Below are 22,917 nucleotides of genomic sequence, written 5' to 3'. Positions count from 1 at the left end.
ACCATTGCTGGGCGTAACAAACGACCATTAATTTCGTAGCCTTTTTGCATAACAGCCATAACCGTATTAGGTGGCAATTCAGCATTTTCTTGCATACCCATCGCCTGATGTTGGTCTGGATTAAAAGGCTGACCTTGTGGATCAATCACTTTCAAACCAAATTTTTCAATAGTATTAACAAAAGACTTAAGGGTTAACTCAACGCCTTCTACTACACCTTTAATCGCCTCATTAGCGGGATCAGCTACTTGCAAAGCTCGCTCTAAGTTATCCGCTACTGGCAATAACTCACCGGCAAAACGCTCTAAAGCAAATTTACGTGCTTTATCAATTTCACCTTCAGCGCGTTTACGCACATTGTCTGCATCAGCAATAGCACGTATGACAGAGTCTTTCTGCTCAGCAAATTTTGCTTCTGATGCCGCTAACGCGGCTTCTAGTTCAGCAATACGTTGTTGTTCAGGACTCTGAAGTTCACCTTCAGTTTCTATTACAGCTTCTGACTCTGCTTGTGCAGCTTGCACCAATTCTTGTTCTTGTTCCGGGGTGGGTTTCGACATGCGTGACTCCGTTTTCTCTATCTCTAAGGCAAAAATCAATTGCAGCTATTAATGGGGCTTGTTTTAGTCGCTTCAAGGGTAAAAAGCAGAGCTTTTTATGTTTTTCAGCTTATTTTTATTACTTAGGCATAAATTCACTGCTTTTATCCCTTACGAGCTAAGGGTAAAGTGCTGATTAATTGTTAATTTTTGGTTTTGCTATGTTAAGTGTCTGGACAGTTTCGATAACGGTATTCTGTTATCTACTATTTTTATTTGCCCTGGCTTTTTGGGCAGATAAACGTTTTCGTGGCCAGCAACAACATCCATTTATATACAGTTTAGCCTTAGGGGTTCATTGCACGTCATGGGCCTTTTTTGGCACCACCACTCAAGCCGCTCAGTATGGCTGGGCATTTGTTCCTACCTATATAGGCATAATTCTGGTCTTCCTTTTTGCCCATCCTATATTGCGGCGCATCGCTTTGTTATGCCAACAACATCAGATAAGTTCATTGGCCGATTTTATCAGCCTTCGTTACGACAACTCCCATTTGTTGGCCGCACTCGTCACGATTTTGTGTTTTATGGGGGTTATACCTTATATAGCCCTGCAATTGGATGCAGTAACTCAGGGGATCAGTATAGTCGCCGGCTTAGATGCAAATTGGTCGGGTAATATAGGTGCTTACGTTGCAGCATTGATGGCCTTGTTTGCGATTTTATTTGGTACCCGTTCGCTCAATCTAACCGAAAAACATCCGGGCTTGATGGTGACTATCGCCTTTGAATCTGTGGTTAAGTTAGTTGCCCTATTAATAGTAGGTTTATACGTTTGTTACGGTTTGTTTGATGGTGTGCTCGATTTGCTCGGGCAAGCTCAGCAACATCCGCGTAGTTCACAAATTGTCGAAGCTGATAGCGCATATTGGGTATTTGCCAGCCAAGTATTGCTGGGGATTTGCTCAATGTTTTGTTTGCCACGCCAATTTCATATTAATTTTGTCGAAAATAACGGTGACGAAGAGCTACGCATGGCCCGTTGGGTATTCCCCCTATATTTGATCGCCATTAGCTTATTTGTATTACCCATTGCCATAGCTGGGCACATTATTTTCAGCGGTAATCCAGGTGATACCAACTATATGAGTACCGACACTTATGTACTCGCCCTACCCATCGCTGGCGGCAATACTAGTGTAAGTCTTATTGCCTTTATTGGTGGTTTGTCGGCCGCCACCAGTATGGTAATCGTGGCAACACTTGCTATGGGGATCATGATCTCCAATAACCTAGCAACACCGCTGTGGCTTAAGATCCAACTCAAAACCTTGTTACAACATAAACTGAGCCCTAGAGCTATTTTATTGATCCGCCGCCTTACTGTGTTTGTAGTAATGGGGGTGGCTTTTTTGTACCACAGCGATATTAGTCAGGCGAGTCCACTGGTGAACAGTGGCATTATTGCTATCGCCTTGTTATCGCAAACCATGCCGATCATTATTGGCGGTTTGTATTGGCAAAAACGTAACAAAATAGCCGCCCAACTCGCCGTATTGGTTGGCGCTGCCTGTTGGTGTTACTGGTTATTGTGGCCCAGTATTAAAGCCAGTTATTATTTTGATCCTGTGCCTTCCGACTTACAACTCGCTAAAGGTTTTGCTCTAAGCCTATTAATGAATTTGTTGTGTTTTGTGCTGGTATCATTGATCTGGCCAAATAGAACACGAAAGGCGCTAAACAATAAGGATACCCATGCATTTTCGACCTTAAACAAAGCGACTAGAATTACGAATTTATTAGCCGTAACTGAAAAAGTACTAGGCAAAGAGCGTCACCTATCTTTATTAAAATATTTACCCGCTAATCAGCATTCTGGATATGCCAGCCCAAAACTACTCAACACCATAGAAAGCGAGCTAGCCAGTCAGATTGGTAACGTTAGCGCGCGGATTTTACTGTCTGCCATCGCCGAGAAAAAAGATGTAGCCCTAGATGAACTAGTCGAGTTGGTAGAAGAAGCTAATCAAACGTTTCATTTTAATCATGAAGTACTGCAATCCTCGGTTGAAAACATTCAACAAGGGATCAGTGTGCTTGATAGCAACCTGACTTTACTGGCCTGGAACCAACGCTATATAGAACTGTTCTCTTACCCCAATGGTTTTATTAAGGTGGGTATATCCATTCGTGAATTGCTGATGTTTAACGCTAAACGTGGATTATTTGGTGACACCGGTGACTTAGAACAAGAAATCGAAAAGCGTATTGAGTATATGCGTACCGGTAGTCGCTATAAATATGTACGCGAGCAAGATAACGAGCAGGTGATTGAAGTTAATGGAAGCCCCTTACCCGGTGGAGGCTTTGTTACCACCTACAGCGACATCAGCGACTACATTAATATTCAGCAACAACTGCAACAAGCCAAACAACATCTTGAAACTCGGGTTGAGCAACGTACCCAAGAATTACAATCCGCGAATTTAGCCCTAGACGAAGCCAGACGCGAAGCCGAACAAGCCAACGAAAGTAAAACCAAATTTTTAGCCGCTGCCGGTCATGATTTAATGCAGCCGTTTAATGCCGCTAGTTTATTTGCCGCACTATTAAGAGAAAAAGCCCCCAATCAGGAATTAGCTGACATGAGCCAAAGCCTGATCCAATCCCTTAATAGTGCAGAAGAATTACTGACCGCCTTACTGGATATGACCAAGTTAGATTCCGGCGCCTTAACTGCCAACCAACAAGCCTTTGCAATTGATGAATTATTACGGCCTTTAGTCAATGAATTTTCTATTCTGGCTCGTCAAAAGGGTTTGAAGCTAAGCTACTTACCATGCTCGTTAACGGTTATCTCTGATAAAAAATTATTACGTAGAGTGATCCAAAACTTAATTTCTAATGCCATACGTTACACCCAACAAGGCCGTATCTTAGTGGCAGTAAAACGCTGTGGTCAGCAATGTAAAATACGCGTGATTGATACCGGCAGTGGTATCGCGCAAGATCAACAACAAGAAATATTTAAAGAATTCAAACAATTAGCCGGACAACAAAACGCCCAAGGTTTGGGATTAGGGCTCACCATAGTAGAGAGGATAAGCGCCCTATTGCAACATCCCATCAGCTTGCATTCAGTACTCAATAAAGGCAGTTGTTTTGCAGTGAGCCTAACAACATGCCGAGGCAGTCTCAAAACTAGCAAACCAACGACTGAAAAAACAACTGATAACGCCAATCTACTTAAAAACAAAATCGTGTTGGTCATAGAAAACGAAGCCCATACCCTAGAAGCTATTTATCAACTACTCAGCAGTTGGGGAGCGACAGTTTATACCGCTAAGGATGTGCAAAGTGCTGTTGATGTTTGCCCAACCTGCCCTGCCTTACTGTTTTTAGATTACCACTTGGATCACGGTTTTACTGGCGTCCAAGCTGCTGAAAAAATACGCGAACATTGGCATAGCGCCATTCCGGGCATACTCAGTAGCGCCGATCGCAGTGAACAAACACGTAAAGAGGCCATTGATACTAAACTGCACTACTTACCTAAACCCATTAAAACCGCTGCCTTAAAACGGCTGATTAAACAGTTAAAAATCTAATACAAAACCAAATGGGTTAAAGTACTTAAAATGCTAACCGCCCCTGAGTTCACTGGCTGTTTTTTAATGTTTGCCAAACGGCTTTGTCCTAACCAACTCGGTGCAATACGAGTGTATTTTTTCGGGCCTCGCAGTATTAACTGACCTTGATTAACCATGTCAAAAAAGTCACACCAGCCCATAAAAATTATTGGCATTTAACTTGCTTTTATCGAAACACAAACTAAATATCAGGTTCTGACATGTTCACATATTTCTGCAAACCAATACTAATGCTACTTGCAGTGGTATTGATAAATAGTTGTGCCAGCCAGCCTGATACAACGCCTAATCTAACGAGTAATAACGAGGCTTTGCAAAGTCAGCTTGCTCCTCGTGGTTTGCACTTTTATGTTGAACAGTTAGCTCGTCAATTGTTATCAACTGCTGATAACATCGATCTAACTAAAACTATAGCAGTAGGCACGATATTACCTAGTGACTTAAAAACCGGAAATTCATTGCCGTACATGCCGGGTTTTGGCCTGCAAGTTCAGGAAAGTCTTGTAACCTTAAGCACTCAGGCTGGATTAAAAGTAGTTGAATTTAAAACCATGTCTGCCATTAATATCGGTGATAATTACGACGCCATGTTAAGTAGAGAGCTTGCGGCACTAAATCCAGAAATACAAGCAGACTACTTTCTCACGGGAACCTATTCACAATTAGAAGACAAAATAGTCGTTAATATTAGACTAATCGCGGTTCCTTCAAATACCATCATAGCGGCAGCTACTGATTACGTGCCATCAAATGCGATGTGGACTAAAACGAAAGTAGCACTCAAAGCCAATCAAATTTATCGTGGTAGTTATTAACCATGTTCTAATTACTTTATATCGGTCCCATATATACCCAAGCAACCTGAAGATGCAAGATTCAGGTTGTTTGGGTATAAGTGTTTGACCGGATAGTCATAAAGTCGTTAAGGTTACTGGATTATCTAGTGTAGGTGACAGCCGATGTTGCGATCTTTGTTTTTGTTAAGTGCCATTTATTTAGCCAGTGCCTGTACGACTTCTCCGTCAACGCAAACTGACAAAATCTCACCGCCCAAAGATACAGCACAATTAAATAACGTTACTCTTTCACATGTTCGAGCCTATTTATTGATTGGCAATATCCAAAAAGCCGAGGAACGTTTCCAAACTATTAGTAACCTAGAATTAAATCCTGAATCACTTCTCACCTTAGCAGAATTACGTGCCGCTAAAGGAGATATTCTAGGTGCTCAACAAGCATTTTCACTTGCTATCAATGACCCACTATTTAATAAAAAACAGATGTCATCAGGACTACTTGACTATTTGTGCGACCACAAGAAAAGGCAGGTCTTGCAGGGCTACGCAGCAGGACTAACATCAGATGAGTTGAGTGTAAGTACTAAAAATCAGCAATTGACGACTATCGGATTATGTTTTGTAAATGAACAACAGTGGTCAGAAGCCCGTCATTGGTTAAGTCAGATTGACTTAAATAAAGCTGTTGAGCCTATAGTCTATCTCGTACTAGCACGCTTTGATGTTGAACAAAGACAATACGATAGCGCACAACAATTTATGGATAAGTTTGAAGCCACAAGAACTAAAGTAGATGCACAAATATTGTGGCATACATTTGAAGTTTACAGCTTACTACAACATCAACAGCAGGCTGAACAAGCAGCTCAGCAATTGATGATTTTATTTCCCAACACAGCTTTTGCACGTAAGTACCTGATACTGACTAAACGCTTAAAAAAGAATATTCAAAAAACCTTAAACGAACCGTTGGAGGCTCCCACTCCAACAAGGGTACAAGTAAAGGTTCATGTGATTAAAAAAGGTGAAACATTATACCAACTATCAAAACGTTACGATGTTTCAGTTGCCGATTTACTAAAATGGAATCCGACCTTAGTGGTGAACGACATTGCACTGGGAAGCGTCATTCGAGTGTCTGAACAATAAAACTGGACGAGTGGGAACCATTGAAAAAGCAATCAATCAAGCTCGAGGTTTTATCACTATCTGCACATAGATTATTTATCTCGAGGTTCATGACTAGTTTATCTAGATATAACAGGCAATTTCACTAACACATTACGTCTCAACAATTTCTACTGTATAATACTCAGCATTGACGGCAGACCTTAAAAAACCAACATCTTTTGGAAGATAAGAGGCTGCCAAACTTCTATTTATACCGCTTCAAGCTTGAAAGTATTGACAAGCAAAGCAGCAAGGCCCTACATGACCGTTGAAACTTATATCCCGAATAAAACCACTACATTAGAAACCCCAGTAAAGATCCTTGAGTCTGGGGCTCCTGTCAGAGCCGTTGAAGGCACACGTATTGGTTTTGTTAGCTTAGGCTGCCCAAAAAACCTTGTGGATTCTGAGCGTATCCTGACTCAGTTACGTACTGAAGGTTATGATGTAGTACCTACTTATAAAGATGCCGATTTAGTCATCGTTAATACCTGTGGTTTTATTGACTCAGCGGTACAAGAATCACTAGATACAATCGGCGAAGCCTTAGCAGAAAACGGCAAAGTGATAGTTACTGGCTGTTTAGGTATTAAAGAAGACGACATTCGTGAAGTACACCCCAATGTATTAGCCATCACTGGACCTCATGCCTATGAAGAAGTGGTTACTCATGTGCATACTCATCTTCCACAGCCCGTGCATAATCCCTACTTAAATTTGGTGCCGGACATAGGTGTTAAATTAACTCCGCGCCATTATGCTTATTTAAAAATATCAGAAGGTTGTAACCATAGATGCACCTTTTGTATTATCCCATCCATGCGTGGAGATTTAGTCAGTCGCCCCATTGGTGACATATTAGACGAAGCTAAGCGCCTAAAAAATGCCGGCGTAAAAGAGTTATTGGTTATTTCTCAAGATACCAGTGCTTATGGTGTTGATGTAAAAAATAAAATGGCCTTCTGGGATGGCATGCCAGTCAAAACCGACATGAAAGCCTTGTGCGAAAAACTCGCAGATTTAGGTATTTGGGTACGTTTACATTATGTTTACCCCTACCCTTCAGTTGATAAGATTATGCCTTTAATGGCCGAAGGCAAAATTTTGCCTTATTTGGATATTCCTTTCCAACATGCCAGCCCACGCATATTAAAACTAATGAAACGTCCCGCTGCGGCAGAACGCACTATGGAGCGCATTAAAGCCTGGCGCGAAGTGTGTCCAAACTTAGTCATTCGTTCTACTTTTATCGTTGGCTTCCCAGGTGAAACCGAAGAAGACTTCCAAATGTTGCTCGACTTTTTAGATGAAGCCCAATTAGACCGCGTAGGCTGTTTTATGTATTCCGACGTGGAAGGCGCCAAAGCAAACGATTTGCCCGATCCAGTTAGCGAAGACATCAAACATGAGCGTCATGAACGTTTTATGCACAAACAAGCCGCTATTAGTGCAGCTAAACTACAAGCTAAGATCGGCTTAGAGTATCAAGTATTAATTGATGAAGTGACGCCTGAAGGTGCAGTTGGCCGTTGTTATGCCGATGCACCAGAAATTGATGGTAACGTACATTTGACCGATGAATTTGACGTGCAACCAGGCGACATCATTTGGGCACAGATTATTCATGCTGATGATCATGATCTTTGGGCTGTCAAAGTAGCAGACGACGAACTAGACCCAGCAGAATAATTAAACAAGGCATATTATAGATGGACGCGTCAGCAACGGATTTAGCCCAGGTAATTCAAGTCGTAGTGGCGCCTGTTTTTATGTTAACTGGCATAGCGGGCTTTTTAAACGTTATGTCTGGGCGTTTAGGCCGTATCGTCGATCGCGCACGGGTAATGGAACGGCGCATCAACATTATGAAAAACCCCAGTTACCTCGAAGTATCACAAAATGAACTTAAAAACTTATGGCGACGAGTTAAACTCATAAACCGCGCCATTGGTTTATGTGTTGCCTCCGCGTTGTTTGTTTGTGGCGTGGTGGTATGTTTATTTGTGGGTGATTTATGGCTGCTGAATTTTCGCAATGCTGTCATCGCTTTATTCACTATATCCCTCATCTTACTCATTTTTGCCCTACTTACCTTTTTAAAAGAAGTGCAACTTGCCACCAAAACCTTACAGATGGGTAAAGAGTTAATTGATGAAGAAACGGCAAGTTAAGTCTTGCTGTTTTTAATCTCCAACTTACATATATTAGTCCGCCAATTAATTAATAACGACCACTGTCATTAATATCCCAATATGGCACCTAACTTGCTCTGACAGAGTATTAGCAACATGTTTATCAGACTGGTGAATAAACTCCGGCAACAACGCGGCATAGCATTGCCCACTGTTGATTGATTCGGAAAAATATTGCCTGTTGTTACGCCATATTAATTAGGAATTGACCATGACAATTAAAAAAATAGCGCTTTTGCTCAGTTTAACTTTGAGCTCATGTAGCACTCTCGACAGCTTTACGTTGGGAGAACAAAATGGCAACCTCGTAGATGATGGCGAATCAGTAGAAGAAAGTACATTAAACTCCAGTCTTAAGTTTAAGGATCAATTTACTCAGCAGTTTAAAACGCAAAATGACGTCGATATAGCAATCCAAAGTCAAAACGCAATTGCAAACCAACAAGATGTCTTACCAAAACATAATATTAATTTTTATGTGCGTGGTTTAATGCAAGATTTAGTGTCTAACTTGCAATATGTCAACGCGACAACTCCCGTTGCTGTGGTGAGCTTTGTGATGTTAGACAGTGATTACAGTCAAGCAAATTTATTAGGTAATCAAATTGCCGAAAGCCTAATCCATGAAATTCATAAATTTGGTATCCCCGTTATCGACTTTAAAACCACTGACTTTATCAGAGTCACACCTCAAGGTGATTTTGCTTTTACCCGTGACTATGAAGAAGTTAACCCATCCATGCCAGCCCGTTATATAGTGGGTGGGACTATGGTAAAACTCCAAGGTGGTTATCTTGTTAATGCCCGTATTGTAGGTATTGAATCAAAAGCGGTGGTAGCCTCAGCTCAGAGTTTTATTCCAAGCAAGGTTACTGATGCATTGATTGCAAGCAATAATAGAACATCAAGCTTAGAAAACGATGCTGGTCTTGGTTTTAATTATGGGGTAAATGATCAATCAATGAGTACTGCAGGAAACAAATCCACAAGCCCTCAAGTGATATCGTTATTTAACAACTAACGGCAGGAAGCATGGACGTAGTGAATATATCTCATATTGTCTACAACTTATATTTCACATGTCACTTGGTTTATTTTATAAAAGTCGCTTAGTGTTACCGTGGATGTAACGGATTCTATCACTGCCATTATATAATAGGCTTTCGAGGCGGTCCCTCGAAATCCCATCGAAAAAACGAACCATCACAGCTTGTCAGAGGCCCCTTGGCTTAAGCTGTTTTTAAGTGTTCGATGACTTACTCTATATAACACGTAGCGACATCCGCTTTTGCAAAGCTTTGCATCTCTTGCATCGGTATAAAGTAGAGACTAGAAATTGAATTAAAAAGACTGCCGCTTGCAACATCCTGTACCACACCATCTTTAAACGTTTTCGCTTGCCCGAGTACATTTACCTCTACTTGATTGCCATTATCATTAGTAACAACGCCAAATAGGTTGTTTTCATAGCTACAAACATTTTCGCCAATGACGATGGCTAACTGCCTCCCATCTTCCCAATTTAATACCTCTTCAACTTGTCCTTCTAAAAATTGGAATGCTGACGATTCTGGTGTTGGCTGAGAAGATGCTAACCAATGCTCATTTGGTAATATGTCATCATTTTCATTATAGGTATTCTCTCCATATTGCGAGTTATTATTGGCATTCGTGCCTGTGCGTCTCCATCTACGATCAGGCGTCTGACGATAATCCTGTAAAAAGTCTGAATCAATATCAACCGGATTACGCATAAATTGCTCAAACATGCCAAGAGCCAAAGAGTTATCCCAGTAGGCAATAAACTCCTTAGTCGAACCAAAACTCTCTTTTTTCCTGGTCAATGACAATAAATAAGCTCGCAAAAGGCCATTGTCTCTATTCGCTAACGTATCTAGGCGTTCACTCAAAATTACCAAGTCGCCATAAAACTGAAATAGTTCAAATTCGTGTTCCGAAAAAAAGCTGTCAAGCAAAGTAGCACTATCAACACCATCAAAAGCTACATATTCAAGCAGTTGAAAACACAAGGGCAAACAAATATATTTATGTTCAAAACTAGGTGTCAGTAAATTGATATTTTGTACATTTTCATGTTCGCTAAACTTAATATTTTGCAAGGTAAATGCCGGCTTATCATCGATGGCTTCAATCACTAAATTTGCGGTTATCGTAACCCCATAATTTACAATTTTACTTTCAGCATATTGTGCTAAGCCATGCCATTTAGCCGCGACTTTCTGATGTTTGGTACCAGCTATTTTTAACCGGGTTTGGCAAGCCCCCAAACCAAGCAACAAGATAATCAATAGGGTCGTGCGAAATAAATAAGGCATCATGGCTACACTGTTCTCATTAATTATAATCAGTTGTATTTGGCATGTTAAGGATCCTCATGCCATTCAATCACATCGATAAAACTAAAAGTAACCAACTGACTATATGGATAGCTACGGCTAATAATCAAATCGCCACCTAGATACACATTAACCACGCCTGTCGCACCGGAATTAATACTTACAAAGCCCGGATTGTTAAAAATAGTCTGTGGCGTTTCACCATCACTATTGAGCTCAACATAAGGATTAAAAATTAAACCGTCACCATTATCTTGGTTAGGCGGTACTTTAACTCTGATATTTTTATTAGGATTGGCTGTTATGGTATACAAGCCATTGTGAGCATCGTCTTGCATAATGCAAATATTGGTCCCCTGATAACCCATTATCACAGCCGTTTTGGCTATCATGCGACACGAGCCAGGCTCTGGCAGTACAACACCATAATCAATCTCCCGCACAATGGACAAACTAGGAGTAATAGCGAAAACTTGAGCACTAATTAAGGTTAATAAACATCCCAACAACATTAATGTAGCCCTGACTAAATTATCTAACATCAATACCCTCTCCATAAAAATATCAGTAGATCTTTTTAACATTTGAAAAATTCTCACTTTGTGTTATCCATCCACTAAAACCAGACCTATTTAATGCCTCACTGGCTGCGGCTTTTGAATCAAAAATTTGGCTAACTAAACAGTGAAATATATTGCCATTGCTAGTGGTCTTTTGTGCCACATACAAGGAGCCAAATGTAGAATACCGAGTAATGGCCTCTTGTTCGGCCACCATGGCTGCATTTGCTGAAAACTGAATGATCCATCCATTAGTAACAAAATAAGGCGCTAGATCAATTTCGCCAGGCTCGTAGTTATTATTGTCAACACTTTCTGCCACTATCACAGGCGCTGTTATTAATGGTGCCGTTGTTGTCGCAGCCTTTGCCGATCTTAAATTCAATCGGGGTAAAGACAGCGCGTTTTCAACCACCTTGACCTGTGGCGCAAGGGGTTCAACCACCGGAGTTCTTTGCTGAGTTATGACTGGGGCCGCTTGTTCTGTTTGATTGAAATTGTCGACCTCAAGTTCTGTTTCCGAGGAAGTGTTAGTGCTTGTTCCCTGCTCAGCTTGATCAAGCTTATCTTTAACCACATCACTCATATCCTGCCCAAAAGAATATTTTGCGCGCAAGGGCCCTTGCTCTTTTCTAGGTAGTGTAAAATAATTTTTATTTAACACTTCATCTTTACTCCACACCAATGCATCGACATTGTTTTCGTCGAGGATATGGGTTTTAAGTTCCTCATCGCCTTTATCATCTGTCCCATCAGCACGTCTTAGTATTAAGGTTGGTAGTTCAACAAATCCTCCGCGGCCACTGGTTGCGACCTTAATACCAATTAAGTTGCTGGTAAAACCTTTGTTACGTAAATACTCATCAGCCACTCTTACTTGATAAACGTTGGGTGGTAAATTTAAAAACTCATAAAAACCATCTTGATCGGTATCTAAGGTTTCAATGACTTCATTATCAGAGCCTATTAATTGCATCTCTACGTTACGTAAGGCAATTTCTTGCCCACCTTGGCGGCGAACCACAAACCCCGTTAAATCCGTAATCAAATAAAACGGCATATTAACTTCAACCAGTGCACCTGGGTGGGTATAAACCACATAGTCATTATTAACAGTGGCGCTGCCTTCTTGCCACTTGGCGCCAAAAGCAAATTCACTATTACCATGGACACCAGGTAAAATTGTTTTACCTTTTTCGTTACTTCTAAACTCTTTCCATCGAGGATTACCCGAAAAACTTACATCGGCCAAATCAAAATCTAAAACATCAGGCTCGCCATTAACTTGACGATCTAAATAGCTATGTACGTCTAAAGTAGCGCTACCACCTGAAAATTCCCTGTCCATTATGATGCGATTATTGTGATAGTCGTAACCTAAGTAAAACTGCACTCCAAATTGCAGCGACCAATCGTCATTTGAATCGTAAGATGACGACAGGAACATTTGAAACTTTTCACTGTCCCACATCATATTGTGACGCAACGCCCACTTACGCCCATTTTCATTTAGAGGAAAATACTGTGCCTGCAAATAATGTCGGTTTTCGTAAGGGTCATTAATCGTGGTACGTAGCGAAACTGAAGAACTTTTTTGAATGAAGTCATCATCTTCAGGATCATAACTCAGTGAGGCACTGACAAAAAGCCATGGTAAATTAGCACTTAAACTAAGGTTACCTAATAAACTGTCAACTTTATTAATGCTCGTATCATTAAACAACAATTCATTCTCTGAATAAGTCAAAGTATGCGTAAAATAAAGAGGACCAAGCGAATTTGACAATTGATTAGACACATATAAACGGTTTGATACATCAGTTTGTTGATAACCGACACCAAAGCGTGTTAAACCGATATAAGTAGGGATCCCATAACTACCAGAAAAAGAGTAATAATCTTCGCCATTCGAATCTAAGGTTTCGCTGGTGTAATCTTTAGCCGATTTAAAGCTTAAGGTATAATTATCTTTGTAAAACAAACTGCCGGTTAAGGATGTTTCCTGAGCATAACTACCGTCTTGGTTAACGGATAGATCATTTTCAATTAAAAAATTATTAAAACTTAAGGCATTTTTGATGCTGTAAAACTGCTGCTCAGAATCAATTGAAGCAAATGAAAATCCCAACTGCCAACGGTCATTAACACCATAATCAAAAGAACCACCAAAATTAGTGAGTTTGTAAGGCTCGTCATTATCATCATTAAATAGCCGATGGTTTTTATCTAAGGCATTAATACTATAAGCCATCTGACCAGCAGCAAGCGAATTTTGCTTAACTGTTATGCGATTGTTAATTGTTTCCTCTTCGCCATAAGGTCCGTACAAACGAATTTCAAAATCATTTAAACCATAAAAAAGTTCAACATTTTCATAGATTAAACGCCCATCTCCAGGCACTACTCGGCGGTCTAAAAAAACCCCACTACGAAATAATTCAGCATCCCAGCCTGGCGGAGCCAGTTCATCCAAAGTCACTTCCAGATTGTTACGGCGAAAATTATCAGGGTTACGTTGAAATACCACACCAACCCCACTATTGCTGCCGGTCGTTAAGTTATTTGATACGCCAGAAACATCACCCAATCGATAAGAATCAAATAACCCCAAAATACGATCATCTGGCGAGGATTTAAATCGTGACAAACTCATGCTGGCGGCTAAGTCACTTTCATCGGATTTCGACATAGTTAAATTAGTCGAATGATACAAAAAATCAGATACCAGTTGCACCGAGCCATTAAACTCTTTATCGCCTAAATTGGCGGCAAGGTTGACTCTACCGTGAGGTGGTGTGATAAAACGGTATTGATCCGCAATAGTAATAGCCGACTGTAATTCGTCACTACCCGTATTAGTATTGTAAAACCGGTTCATCTGACGACGCTCGTTTAACAATGCCAATTTTTGTACCGGAAACAGATAGTGAGGTGTGACTTTGGTACCGAGTTGCAGGGTATCATTTGAAAATATAACCATCTGTCTCAGCAGATCCACATCGACTGAAACGCCAAATATTTTGTCTAATAGATCTAAGGTAACAAACTGGTAATACCCATCCGTGGCCCAATAATACTCTGCTTCATTTACAACATCTTGCATTTGATCTGCTAGTGTAAATACCTGAACTTGTTCATCTTTCCAAACGCTTAGTTGATTGTCAGTCAATTGATAACGTAACTTTAAACTATCAAATACCGGCTCTATCGCGATTAATACCCGCTCACCCAAGCGATAAGCATCAACGGAACTGGCAATGGTCTCACGATTAATGGCCACGTCTAAAAGCAAAACATTTTCTTCGTTAAGTTCAACTTTTTTTAAAGGTTCAGCAGCGCTGCTCAAAGAAGAGCACAAAAAAAACCAAGTAAAAAACCAGAGTTTAAATTTCATTATTTCCCTTCTAGTTCGCCTGCACTTTGACTTCACTACTTTATGCACTCTTGGTATTAATGAGATTGCTGTCAATTTTATGGCTAAACAGGATTGAACGGATTGACTGCACTCAAGGAAGCAAATTTCACGCCATACTTAAAATCACTATCAGGAGTAATGAATTTCAACTACATGATCAGCTATCACGATTAGGTAAAAAATGAGTTTGATAGTAAAGAGAAGGTGATAACAAGGTAATTAAAAAGCCAACAAGTCATGTTGGCTTAATGTAATGGATATCTATGGTTTGATTTACCAAAAGTAAATGCAAGCACCGAACTTGAGGTTATTTTAGATTTTTCTGGAACTGTAAACTGCCGCCGTACTGTTCGTCCTCCTCAAATTTCAACGCCAATTGCTCAAGTGCTATATTTTTGTCATTGCTGGCCGAAATTTCAAAACTATGCTCTAAGGTTTCGGGATAAATAGAAATCGAATCATTAAAGGCAATTTCCTCACCACTCGTTTTATCAACAAGTGAGATTCGACCATATAACGAACGTGTGCCACTACGTAAAATTTTGCCTCGTACCAAGTCACCTTGTAGCTTAATGTCGCCAAATGACGCATCAACCTCTAAGGGGCCTGTTCTGATTATAAGTGGGACATTTTGTACCAGTTTGGGTTTAACACTTACTGTCGGTCTGTCTTTGGGTGCATTTGAGTCTTTCACCGCCACCTCTGACACGATATCTTCGCAAGAGACTGACACATACGAACGATATTCTTGCGCTTCAGTATTTGGTTTTCGACGCATTGAAAAACGAATAGTCTGTGGTTTACCCGGTTGAATAACAAAGTTTTTAGGTGAAAAACGCACCCACTCTTCTGCCGAGTAAGCCGGTAACTCAGCGCCTTTATAAAGGCTCATCTTACCTGTGGCATCAAAATCAAAATGTTTCAGGCTTAACGAACAATCTTCTGGCACCACATCGCGGGTAAAGACAATAAAAGATTCAGAGCGGTTATTGTCATCCAAGTAAATACGATAAGTGGTTAAAGTAACACCATGGCTAGCCAAGGGAATTGCCAATAACAAACTTACTAGACCAAATTTTGCAGCTAACTTAGTCGTTAAAAACTTATTGCGCATATTGCTCTCCTAATATTGATAATATTTTTTATTATTTTATTTTTATTTAGCTTAAAAAATAACGCCACTTAAATAATATTACTTAAGTGGCGCATTATGTTTACTGCATATAAAGCTGGTCTTAACCAGCTCAGATGTAACTATTAATAAGTCACGTCTATCTGAAAGTCAACGGTGTAAGGCACACTTGGATCTAACTGACGAGCAGCTTCAGCAATACCACCTAAAGCCACTAACGCGGTACCCGAAATAGGCGTACCTTCACCCAAAGTACCTGTGTCAGTTGGTCCAGCTAAACGAATAGACGCAGGAGTAGCCTCATTGACTATTACACATGTATCACCATTTGCACCGGCAATATAGTTAGCCACACAACCAGACGGTGTAAGTAGTAAATCAGCATTGGCGCCATCGGTGATAGTCACATTTACTGTTGCACCTGGTGCGCCAGTTATTTCGAAAGTACCAATAGTGCCGCCAGATGAAGAGCCTAAACAGCCAACGCCTGTTGTAGTGCTAATCGTGGATCCTGCGGCATTAGCAGTTATCCCGCCGATACGCATAGCTTGATCACCTAGATAGCCAGTACCTGTGCCGTCAGTGGATGCAGCTAAGATACATTGCGAGCCTGCGGTCAGATTTAAACCGGCCATAACCAAGCCACCATTAAAGGGTTGAATATCTACAGCCTGAATGGTATTAAAGGTGCCAGTTAAAGTTTGTTGTAAGGCAAGTGCGTTGCTACTTATCATACCTGCAGTAAGGACTGCTAAAATTTTAATTTTTTGTTTCATGTTTAATTCCTCAATCACATTTACATGCAACTATTAATAAGTCACGTCAATTTGGAAAGCTAAGTTATAAGCTGCTGATGGATCTAAAGCAACTGCACCAATAGCTACTGTTCCACCTACCGCAATACTCACCAACCCTGCTTGAGCAACACCACCATTAGCACCAATACTGGTGGTATCAGCCTCGGCAGCACCTGAAACTGGTAAACGGGCCGTTACCACGTTACCAGGCACTAAATCTAAACAATCATCAGCATCATCAACGGTACCACCAGAATAACTGACATAACAGGCTTCATCGGGAGAATAAGTAAAGGTTGTTGGGCTTTGCGCCACTTGGGTAATCAGTATGCTAACAGAGCCACCAGGAATACCAGAAATATCCCAAATACCAGGTGTGACACCAATGGCGGTATTAACACACCCATCACCTTCGAGTACACCAAAATCAGCACCTTGAGGAGTACCAGAGGTATGAGAATGGCGCATTAAAAGTCCGCCAGGGTGGTCATCTTCGCCAGAGGTTCCACCAACTTGCAATGTACAAGAGGTATTTGCCTGAGTAAACATATTGCTGCCAAAGGTTAATGGATAACTAGCACGCTGTGCGATGGTCACATCATCAATGGTAGTCACTGTGGCAGTAAAAGTAGCGGCATAAACATTAGAAGCACACAATGCTCCCAATACAACAGCCCCGATTTGAAGCGCCAGTTTTGTTTTATTTGGTTGCATAGCAACACTCCTAGTAATCAAATTATGCTTTGTTGAATTGAGGAAACTACCTTAGCTACCACATAATCAACGTTTTTTATATCGCACTAATGTTCTAACAATTTTATTAACGGCATTTTTTACTGAAGCTTTAGTAAAAAATTATCGACAATACCTTTTTGTGATAGTTGAACCACTGTGCGGACAAGTTTTATAAAACATTTCGGGACAGTGGTTTAACATCTAAACCGAAGTATCTGCACAAAGACTTATTTTGCCGTCTATCTTGTATCGACCACATTGAGTGAAATCTTAGTTTTTTTTCAAAAACTTCAGTTTTAAGTTGATTTTTATGCTTTTCAACTTAACCAAGCTTGTTTTTCATACAACAAAGATGTTCAGCCCTCACTTTTCAACCAACAAAACATTTATCTTTATTATTATAATTGTTAATTTTTTACATCTTACGTTCACAACAACTCCGCAAGCAAGATATCAGGGATTATTTTTGAGCTTGATGCAATAACATTTTTGTTTGAGAGTTCAATTATTCTAGCGTTGACCCTCAAACCATTAACGGTTTTGATCATCGTACCGGTCAATACATATTCAACTTCTGTATAATTAAATATATCGCCTTGCTGCCTCGAAAACGCAAAACTTCCCTTGTCTGTAATATCCAAGGTGCCAGTCACACTAAGATCACTCACTTGCAGACCGATATTTTGAAGATCATTAATAAAATACTCAGCCAACTCATTACCCAAATTATTAGTTGTTCTCAACGATTCATCCCGAAAAACAAATGAGGCAACAGCAATAGTACCCTTAAATACGGTATTATTAAGGGAGCTGTTTAGATCCATTACCATTTGCTGAGTGTATTCGTTTAATTGCACAAAATGTAGCTTAGGGGTAAACAAACTAGCGTCTTGCTTCACTATATTATTACTGAGTTGCAAATCTTTACATACATAAAACTGACCGCTTTCAGTGGCACACAGGCGCTCATTTTCCTTGTCTGCATACAAAGACGAACAAGCTGTCATCATAGTTACAACACCAATGAGCGTTATATTTTTTACAATTATTTTCATCTCTTTGATCCAACAAAAGGCGCGCTTATTTTTAAACACAGCAATATTTACGCCAAACAACAATTTTGGCCAGCTTAATGTGTTATGTCTTAATAAATGGAGAAATATAACGATCCCCTTCCTCCTTGAAAATTATAGGATTCAGTGGGTTAGGCAATATTGAGATTTGGTATGGCCATTCTCAAACCTTATTTTTCACAATGGCGCTATGAAAAGTATTTAGTTGAATAATAATAGAAAGCGGATATGTTTTGCCGCCTTGCGCAACGAACGGCAGCAGTTATTGGTAATGAATAATAATTTCCAAATAAACTGACTTTATTAACACCAATTAAAAATTGGTATTATTGTTTTTCACTCTTTACTTTTTTATCCTCACTACCCTCAACACTAAACCGATAGTAAATATCAATAGCGTTATTTAAGCCGCTAACCGCTTCGATATATAGTTGAGGGAGTAGTTCATAGCGAATGGCAACTTCAGAGACTGAATCAAATACCGGCATCCCATAACGTAATTGCACACCGGGGGCGATATAACCGCTCAAAGATAATTGGGTATTTTCACCTTGTCCTGTGGTATCCAGATTGACATCTTGAAAGCCGAGTTTTTCACCAAGGTTGCTGATCATATTTTCACTTTGCCCCAAGCCAAAACCCACTAACATGTTGGTTAGCATCGTATTGTCACTGTCACCGCTGGATTCGCCTATGGCCCTGCCAGTTAACATGTAAGCCAGACTTTGTTGTTGCTCCATCACGGGTTCAGAAAACACTTCAACTTTAGGATTATCAGCTGCACCTTCAACACGAATACCCGCGATGATTTCTCCATCAGTTAGTTTGGGATCACGAATAGCTTCTATGCTCAGAAAAGGTCTATCTAGAGCCCCGTTAAAGGTAATATCTCCTTCTCTTATCAATAAATTTTGCCCATAGGCTTTGTAACGGCCATTCACTAATTGCATGCTGCCAGTGGCATTTAATCCACGTTGGTTATTTTGCAGATGAATTTTGCCACGTACATCGGTGGTTAAACCAAAGGCATCGAGCTTTACTTGATTTTGTTGTTTAGGATCCACTATCACTAATAAGGCCATATCGAACAAGGTTTCGTCCTGACTTTGTTCAATTTGTTGTTCTACCAATACCACATCTTTAGAGGGAGAAATTGTATTGGGGGGCAGCTCACGTAGTTTAAAGCGTGCATAGGGTACGGTAACGTCGCCACTGACTTTAACCGCCGTTGAGGAAAAATCAATATCAACATTAGGGCTAACCTGAGCGCGTAACATGCTCTGATAATCAAATTCCAGTCCTTCACCATTAATATGAATTTGGCCTGCGAGTTCGGGCTGCCATGCAACCTCGCCCTTGATATTGCCCAAACCTTTGCCTAATAGGTAACTACCAGTTATCAGCGCTTTATCACCTTGTAACTCAAACTCTTGATTAACCTGATCAACGATAAGGGGGATCCCTTCGCCTTGCAGAGCGCCATCACTGAGCGTAATACGGCCATTAAACAAAGGTTGTTGCAAAGTCCCCGTGATCTGAGTATTACCGGCTAACGTTCCGGCAAATTTATCTAGGCCCGGTAACATGATCCTAAATGGCGCGAGATTAAAATTTTTTAAACTAAATTCGCCAGTAATGGGCCGAGTCAGCTGCTCAGCAAAATCCCCCCCCTCGCCAACTAAGTCAAGTTTCATTGAGCCAATTTCAGGGCCACTGAGCTCAGTTTGCAAACTCACATTGTGGGTTGAAAACTGCGCATCCAACTTAAAGGTTTGCAAATTAAGCGATAGGTTTTGCTGCTCTTTCGAACGTTGTTGGTTTTTAGAACGTTGTTTGCCTTTAAAACGCCATTCAGCCGAGCTTAACTCTGCATGTAATTGGATCTCAGGAAGTTGCTCCATCTGCCAATCACCCTGCAATGTCATACTAAGTAAACTTGCTGAGTCAATGGCCGGGAAATTAGGCACTAAACGGTGTATTAAGGGCAATAGATTCAGGTCATGCAAGGCAATATCCCATTGCGCTTGTTGCTGTTTAAACTCGGCTAATTTGATACATAGATCACTACTACCCTGCTGCCAGCAATGAGACGATACGGCGTAATGTTGCTGCTGCCAGTTTGCCATTATATCAAAGGGTTCTCGTAGGCTAAGTGATGCATAACTTGATTCAATTTGCCCTTCAAGCCACTTACCCTGCCAACTATTTTCCAACAACACTCCGGTGATTTTTGCCTGTAAATTAGTCTTATGGCTGGTGGTATCTATCACTAACTGATGAGCAGCAGCGTTGCCACTGATTGCTAACTTGGCTTCATCTATCTGGTTATTGATGCCAGTAATCTGCTGCAGCTCAAGGGTCATGTTAACGGGTTTTATCTCGTTCCAGATCAAATTCCCCTGCCCTTGCACTTTTTGCAGTGTAATGTCAGCAAAGGACAACTGTTGCCCCTCTAAGGTGTAGCTAAACTCTGGTTGCTCAACAGTGCCACTTAACTTTGCCTTAGTACTAATACTACCCTGCACATCAGCAATACTTTGTTGGAGCTGGGGGGCTGCTAACTCCAAGGCAAAATCTAGGGTTTTATCAGCGCCTAACTGGCCTGCGAGTAACACATTATTGTCACCATTTTGAATGCGAAAGCTATCAATCTTGATATTCGCAGCGCCATCAAACTCGACTTTGCCTTGAGCTTTTAAGGGATAGGAACGCCATGTGCCGTGTAAGTCTAATTTTTGTAAAACGCCCTGCCATTGCCCATTACGATCCGCTAATTCCAGATCAAGCTGACCACTAACGTCGGCTTGATAAGCGGGATCAAATACACCAGGGTTAATATGCTCAAGGCGCATTGTCGCCAACACGTTAAGGCTATCGTCAAAACTAAGAGAGCCACTAGTGATGATTTGACCACCTAGGGTATGTGCTAATAAGTTTTTTAAATCAATACCTTGGCGACTCGCAGTAGCAGCCAACTCAATAGATGTTTGCGGAATATTTTGACCTAAAACCTCACTTTGCCCTTCTATTTGCAAAGCATCTAAATCCCCCTTGATGACAAAACGCCCACTCGGTGATTGAATAACTTGCTCACTGACTGAACTACCTAATGGCCACTGCAGTTGCTGCCAACTAAGATTGATATCCAGTGGCAAATTAGCCGAGCTAAGTTGGGTGCTTATTGTTGCATCAGCATTAACCAAACCCGTGCTATGTAACTCTGCATTAAGTTGATTGATATCACCTTTTGAGTTCAATAGTGCTTCTAGCTTACCGATAGAAGGCTCATTAATACTGACCTTTACGCTAAGTTGATGACTCAACAACCCATCTAGTTTGAGCTCAGCGTTGGCGGCCAGTTCTACCATTGGATGTTTGATATTAAGCTGGATAAGTTTGACTTCATCCGGCTCAATATTGGCCACCATCACTACGGATTCAATCACTTGTGCTGGCTGTGCGCCCATCGTCACCGTAAGGGGGGCGATTTCGAAACGTTGCAGATCCAGCGACACAGGTAATTTTATATCAATGGGGTGTAATGGCTGATATTGCCACTTACTCCAATCAATACTCTGTGTGGTGTTTTGGGTGTTGGCGGATGTCTCAAGTACCTTAATATCCAAGGCTGATACTGTGAGTTGCTCTACATCAATACTTTGATAAAACTGCAAACTGCTGTGTAAAGACTGCCAAGAAAGTTTTAATTGATCTTCAATTCGTAAATCTAAACGGCCAAGATTTAAAGCCGCAATGTTAAGCGCCACAGGCAAGGTAATTTTATCAATATTAGTAACGGGATCGGTTTGTTCGTTAGTACTGGGTGGATTAAGGCGGATATCAATATTGCCACTACTGAGTTGTTCAATACACACTGACCAAGCCCACAAACAATCTAAATCCAAGGCGAGGTTAATATCATGCACTACAACGCTAACATCAGTTTGCTGCCAACTTAAACGAGATAATCGAATGTCGGAAGCAAGGCCACCACTTTGATAGTCGATACTCAATTCATCAATTAACTTGTCGGCAATACTTACCCCAAGACGAGTACCCCAAGGAGACAATAACAATGCCAATAACACTGCAATAAGTAGCACTAGCCCCAGCACCGTGCCAATTAGCCATTTAAGTGGTTTAGAGCCCTTAAACCAACTCAGTTGCGTCATAGGGCAGGCCCCATGGAAAAGTGAATTTGCCAACGTGCTTCATAGTCACTATTGCCACGCGCCACATAAATTCTCACTGGCCCAACGGGCGATAACCAATTCACCCCTGCACCAATACCTGTGGCGATATTACCGACAAATTTATTGGTAGAAGTCCCCCCATCGACAAAAACAGCGGCGCGCCAGTTTTCAGCAAAGGGATAAGAGTATTCCACACTACCCACGGCCAAATATTGACCACCGGTTAATTGTTGTTCACCATTTTCATCTAAAACATAAGGTGACAGTTTTTTATAGCCAAAACCTCGAATACTTTGATCGCCACCAG

17 protein-coding genes are annotated in these 22,917 nt (G+C 40.9%); 6 read left to right on the top strand and 11 right to left on the bottom strand.

Annotated features, from left to right (window positions below):
* Positions 1-560 (bottom strand): nucleotide exchange factor GrpE (gene grpE / locus AX660_RS16190; protein WP_068379933.1); only part of this gene is annotated, 560 nt, incomplete at its 3' end.
* A gap of 200 nt (positions 561-760) precedes the next feature.
* Between grpE and AX660_RS16185 the strand changes: the two genes are divergently transcribed.
* On the top strand, positions 761-4,147 hold the full coding sequence (locus AX660_RS16185; protein ID WP_068379931.1) for a PAS domain-containing hybrid sensor histidine kinase/response regulator: 3,387 nt from the start codon (positions 761-763) through the stop codon (positions 4,145-4,147).
* Here the strand turns inward: AX660_RS16185 and AX660_RS16180 are convergent.
* Positions 4,144-4,344 carry a hypothetical protein gene (locus AX660_RS16180; protein WP_068378934.1) on the bottom strand — a complete coding sequence of 67 codons (201 nt, stop codon included), beginning with the start codon at positions 4,342-4,344 and terminating at the stop codon, positions 4,144-4,146. The genes AX660_RS16185 and AX660_RS16180 overlap by 4 nt on opposite strands.
* A 45-nt stretch (positions 4,345-4,389) precedes the next feature.
* On the opposite strand from AX660_RS16180, the gene AX660_RS16175 reads away from it, so the two are divergent.
* The 5 genes from AX660_RS16175 to AX660_RS23230 all read left to right on the top strand — a co-directional run bounded on the left by AX660_RS16175 (position 4,390) and on the right by AX660_RS23230 (position 9,369).
* Positions 4,390-5,004, top strand: a complete 615-nt coding sequence (locus tag AX660_RS16175; protein WP_235594766.1) for a FlgO family outer membrane protein — start codon at positions 4,390-4,392, stop codon at positions 5,002-5,004.
* A 144-nt stretch (positions 5,005-5,148) separates the two neighbouring features.
* On the top strand, positions 5,149-6,135 hold the full coding sequence (locus tag AX660_RS22870) for a LysM peptidoglycan-binding domain-containing protein (protein WP_082768960.1): 987 nt from the start codon (positions 5,149-5,151) through the stop codon (positions 6,133-6,135).
* A gap of 282 nt (positions 6,136-6,417) precedes the next feature.
* Complete coding sequence (gene rimO, locus AX660_RS16165) at positions 6,418-7,845, top strand: 30S ribosomal protein S12 methylthiotransferase RimO (RefSeq protein ID WP_068378931.1); 1,428 nt, start codon at positions 6,418-6,420, stop codon at positions 7,843-7,845.
* Positions 7,846-7,865: 20 nt separating this feature from the next.
* Positions 7,866-8,327: a DUF2721 domain-containing protein gene (locus AX660_RS16160; RefSeq protein WP_068378928.1), complete on the top strand. Its 462-nt coding sequence runs from the start codon at positions 7,866-7,868 to the stop codon at positions 8,325-8,327.
* A 232-nt stretch (positions 8,328-8,559) separates the two neighbouring features.
* Complete coding sequence (locus AX660_RS23230; protein ID WP_068378925.1) at positions 8,560-9,369, top strand: FlgO family outer membrane protein; 810 nt, start codon at positions 8,560-8,562, stop codon at positions 9,367-9,369.
* Between the two features lie 235 nt (positions 9,370-9,604).
* On the opposite strand, the gene AX660_RS16150 is transcribed toward AX660_RS23230, so the two are convergent.
* The 9 genes from AX660_RS16150 to AX660_RS16110 all read right to left on the bottom strand — a co-directional run.
* Entirely contained in the window at positions 9,605-10,687 is a 1,083-nt protein-coding gene (locus AX660_RS16150; RefSeq protein WP_068378922.1) for a hypothetical protein, read from the bottom strand.
* A gap of 44 nt (positions 10,688-10,731) precedes the next feature.
* On the bottom strand, positions 10,732-11,289 hold the full coding sequence (locus AX660_RS16145) for a hypothetical protein (protein ID WP_131811818.1): 558 nt from the start codon (positions 11,287-11,289) through the stop codon (positions 10,732-10,734).
* The gene (locus AX660_RS16140; protein ID WP_068378917.1) at positions 11,270-14,659 is read right to left on the bottom strand and encodes a hypothetical protein; all 3,390 of its coding nucleotides are present in this window, start codon (positions 14,657-14,659) and stop codon (positions 11,270-11,272) included. The genes AX660_RS16145 and AX660_RS16140 overlap by 20 nt, the downstream gene beginning before the upstream one ends.
* 328 nt (positions 14,660-14,987) lie before the next feature.
* Entirely contained in the window at positions 14,988-15,794 is an 807-nt protein-coding gene (locus AX660_RS16135) for a hypothetical protein (RefSeq protein WP_068378915.1), read from the bottom strand.
* A gap of 143 nt (positions 15,795-15,937) precedes the next feature.
* The gene (locus AX660_RS16130) at positions 15,938-16,588 is read right to left on the bottom strand and encodes a hypothetical protein (RefSeq protein WP_068378904.1); all 651 of its coding nucleotides are present in this window, start codon (positions 16,586-16,588) and stop codon (positions 15,938-15,940) included.
* A gap of 33 nt (positions 16,589-16,621) precedes the next feature.
* Entirely contained in the window at positions 16,622-17,323 is a 702-nt protein-coding gene (locus AX660_RS16125; protein WP_068378901.1) for a hypothetical protein, read from the bottom strand.
* 449 nt (positions 17,324-17,772) lie between these two features.
* Entirely contained in the window at positions 17,773-18,399 is a 627-nt protein-coding gene (locus AX660_RS16120; RefSeq protein ID WP_068379923.1) for a FlgO family outer membrane protein, read from the bottom strand.
* 344 nt (positions 18,400-18,743) lie between these two features.
* Positions 18,744-22,589, bottom strand: a complete 3,846-nt coding sequence (tamB, locus tag AX660_RS16115; protein WP_068378898.1) for an autotransporter assembly complex protein TamB — start codon at positions 22,587-22,589, stop codon at positions 18,744-18,746.
* The coding region (locus AX660_RS16110) for a BamA/TamA family outer membrane protein (protein WP_157884351.1) at positions 22,586-22,917 on the bottom strand (332 nt) is incomplete at its 5' end. The genes tamB and AX660_RS16110, both read right to left, overlap by 4 nt.

Source organism: Paraglaciecola hydrolytica (assembly GCF_001565895.1).
Classification (GTDB): Bacteria; Pseudomonadota; Gammaproteobacteria; order Enterobacterales; family Alteromonadaceae; genus Paraglaciecola; species Paraglaciecola hydrolytica.
This window is presented reverse-complemented; position numbering and strand designations above follow the sequence as displayed.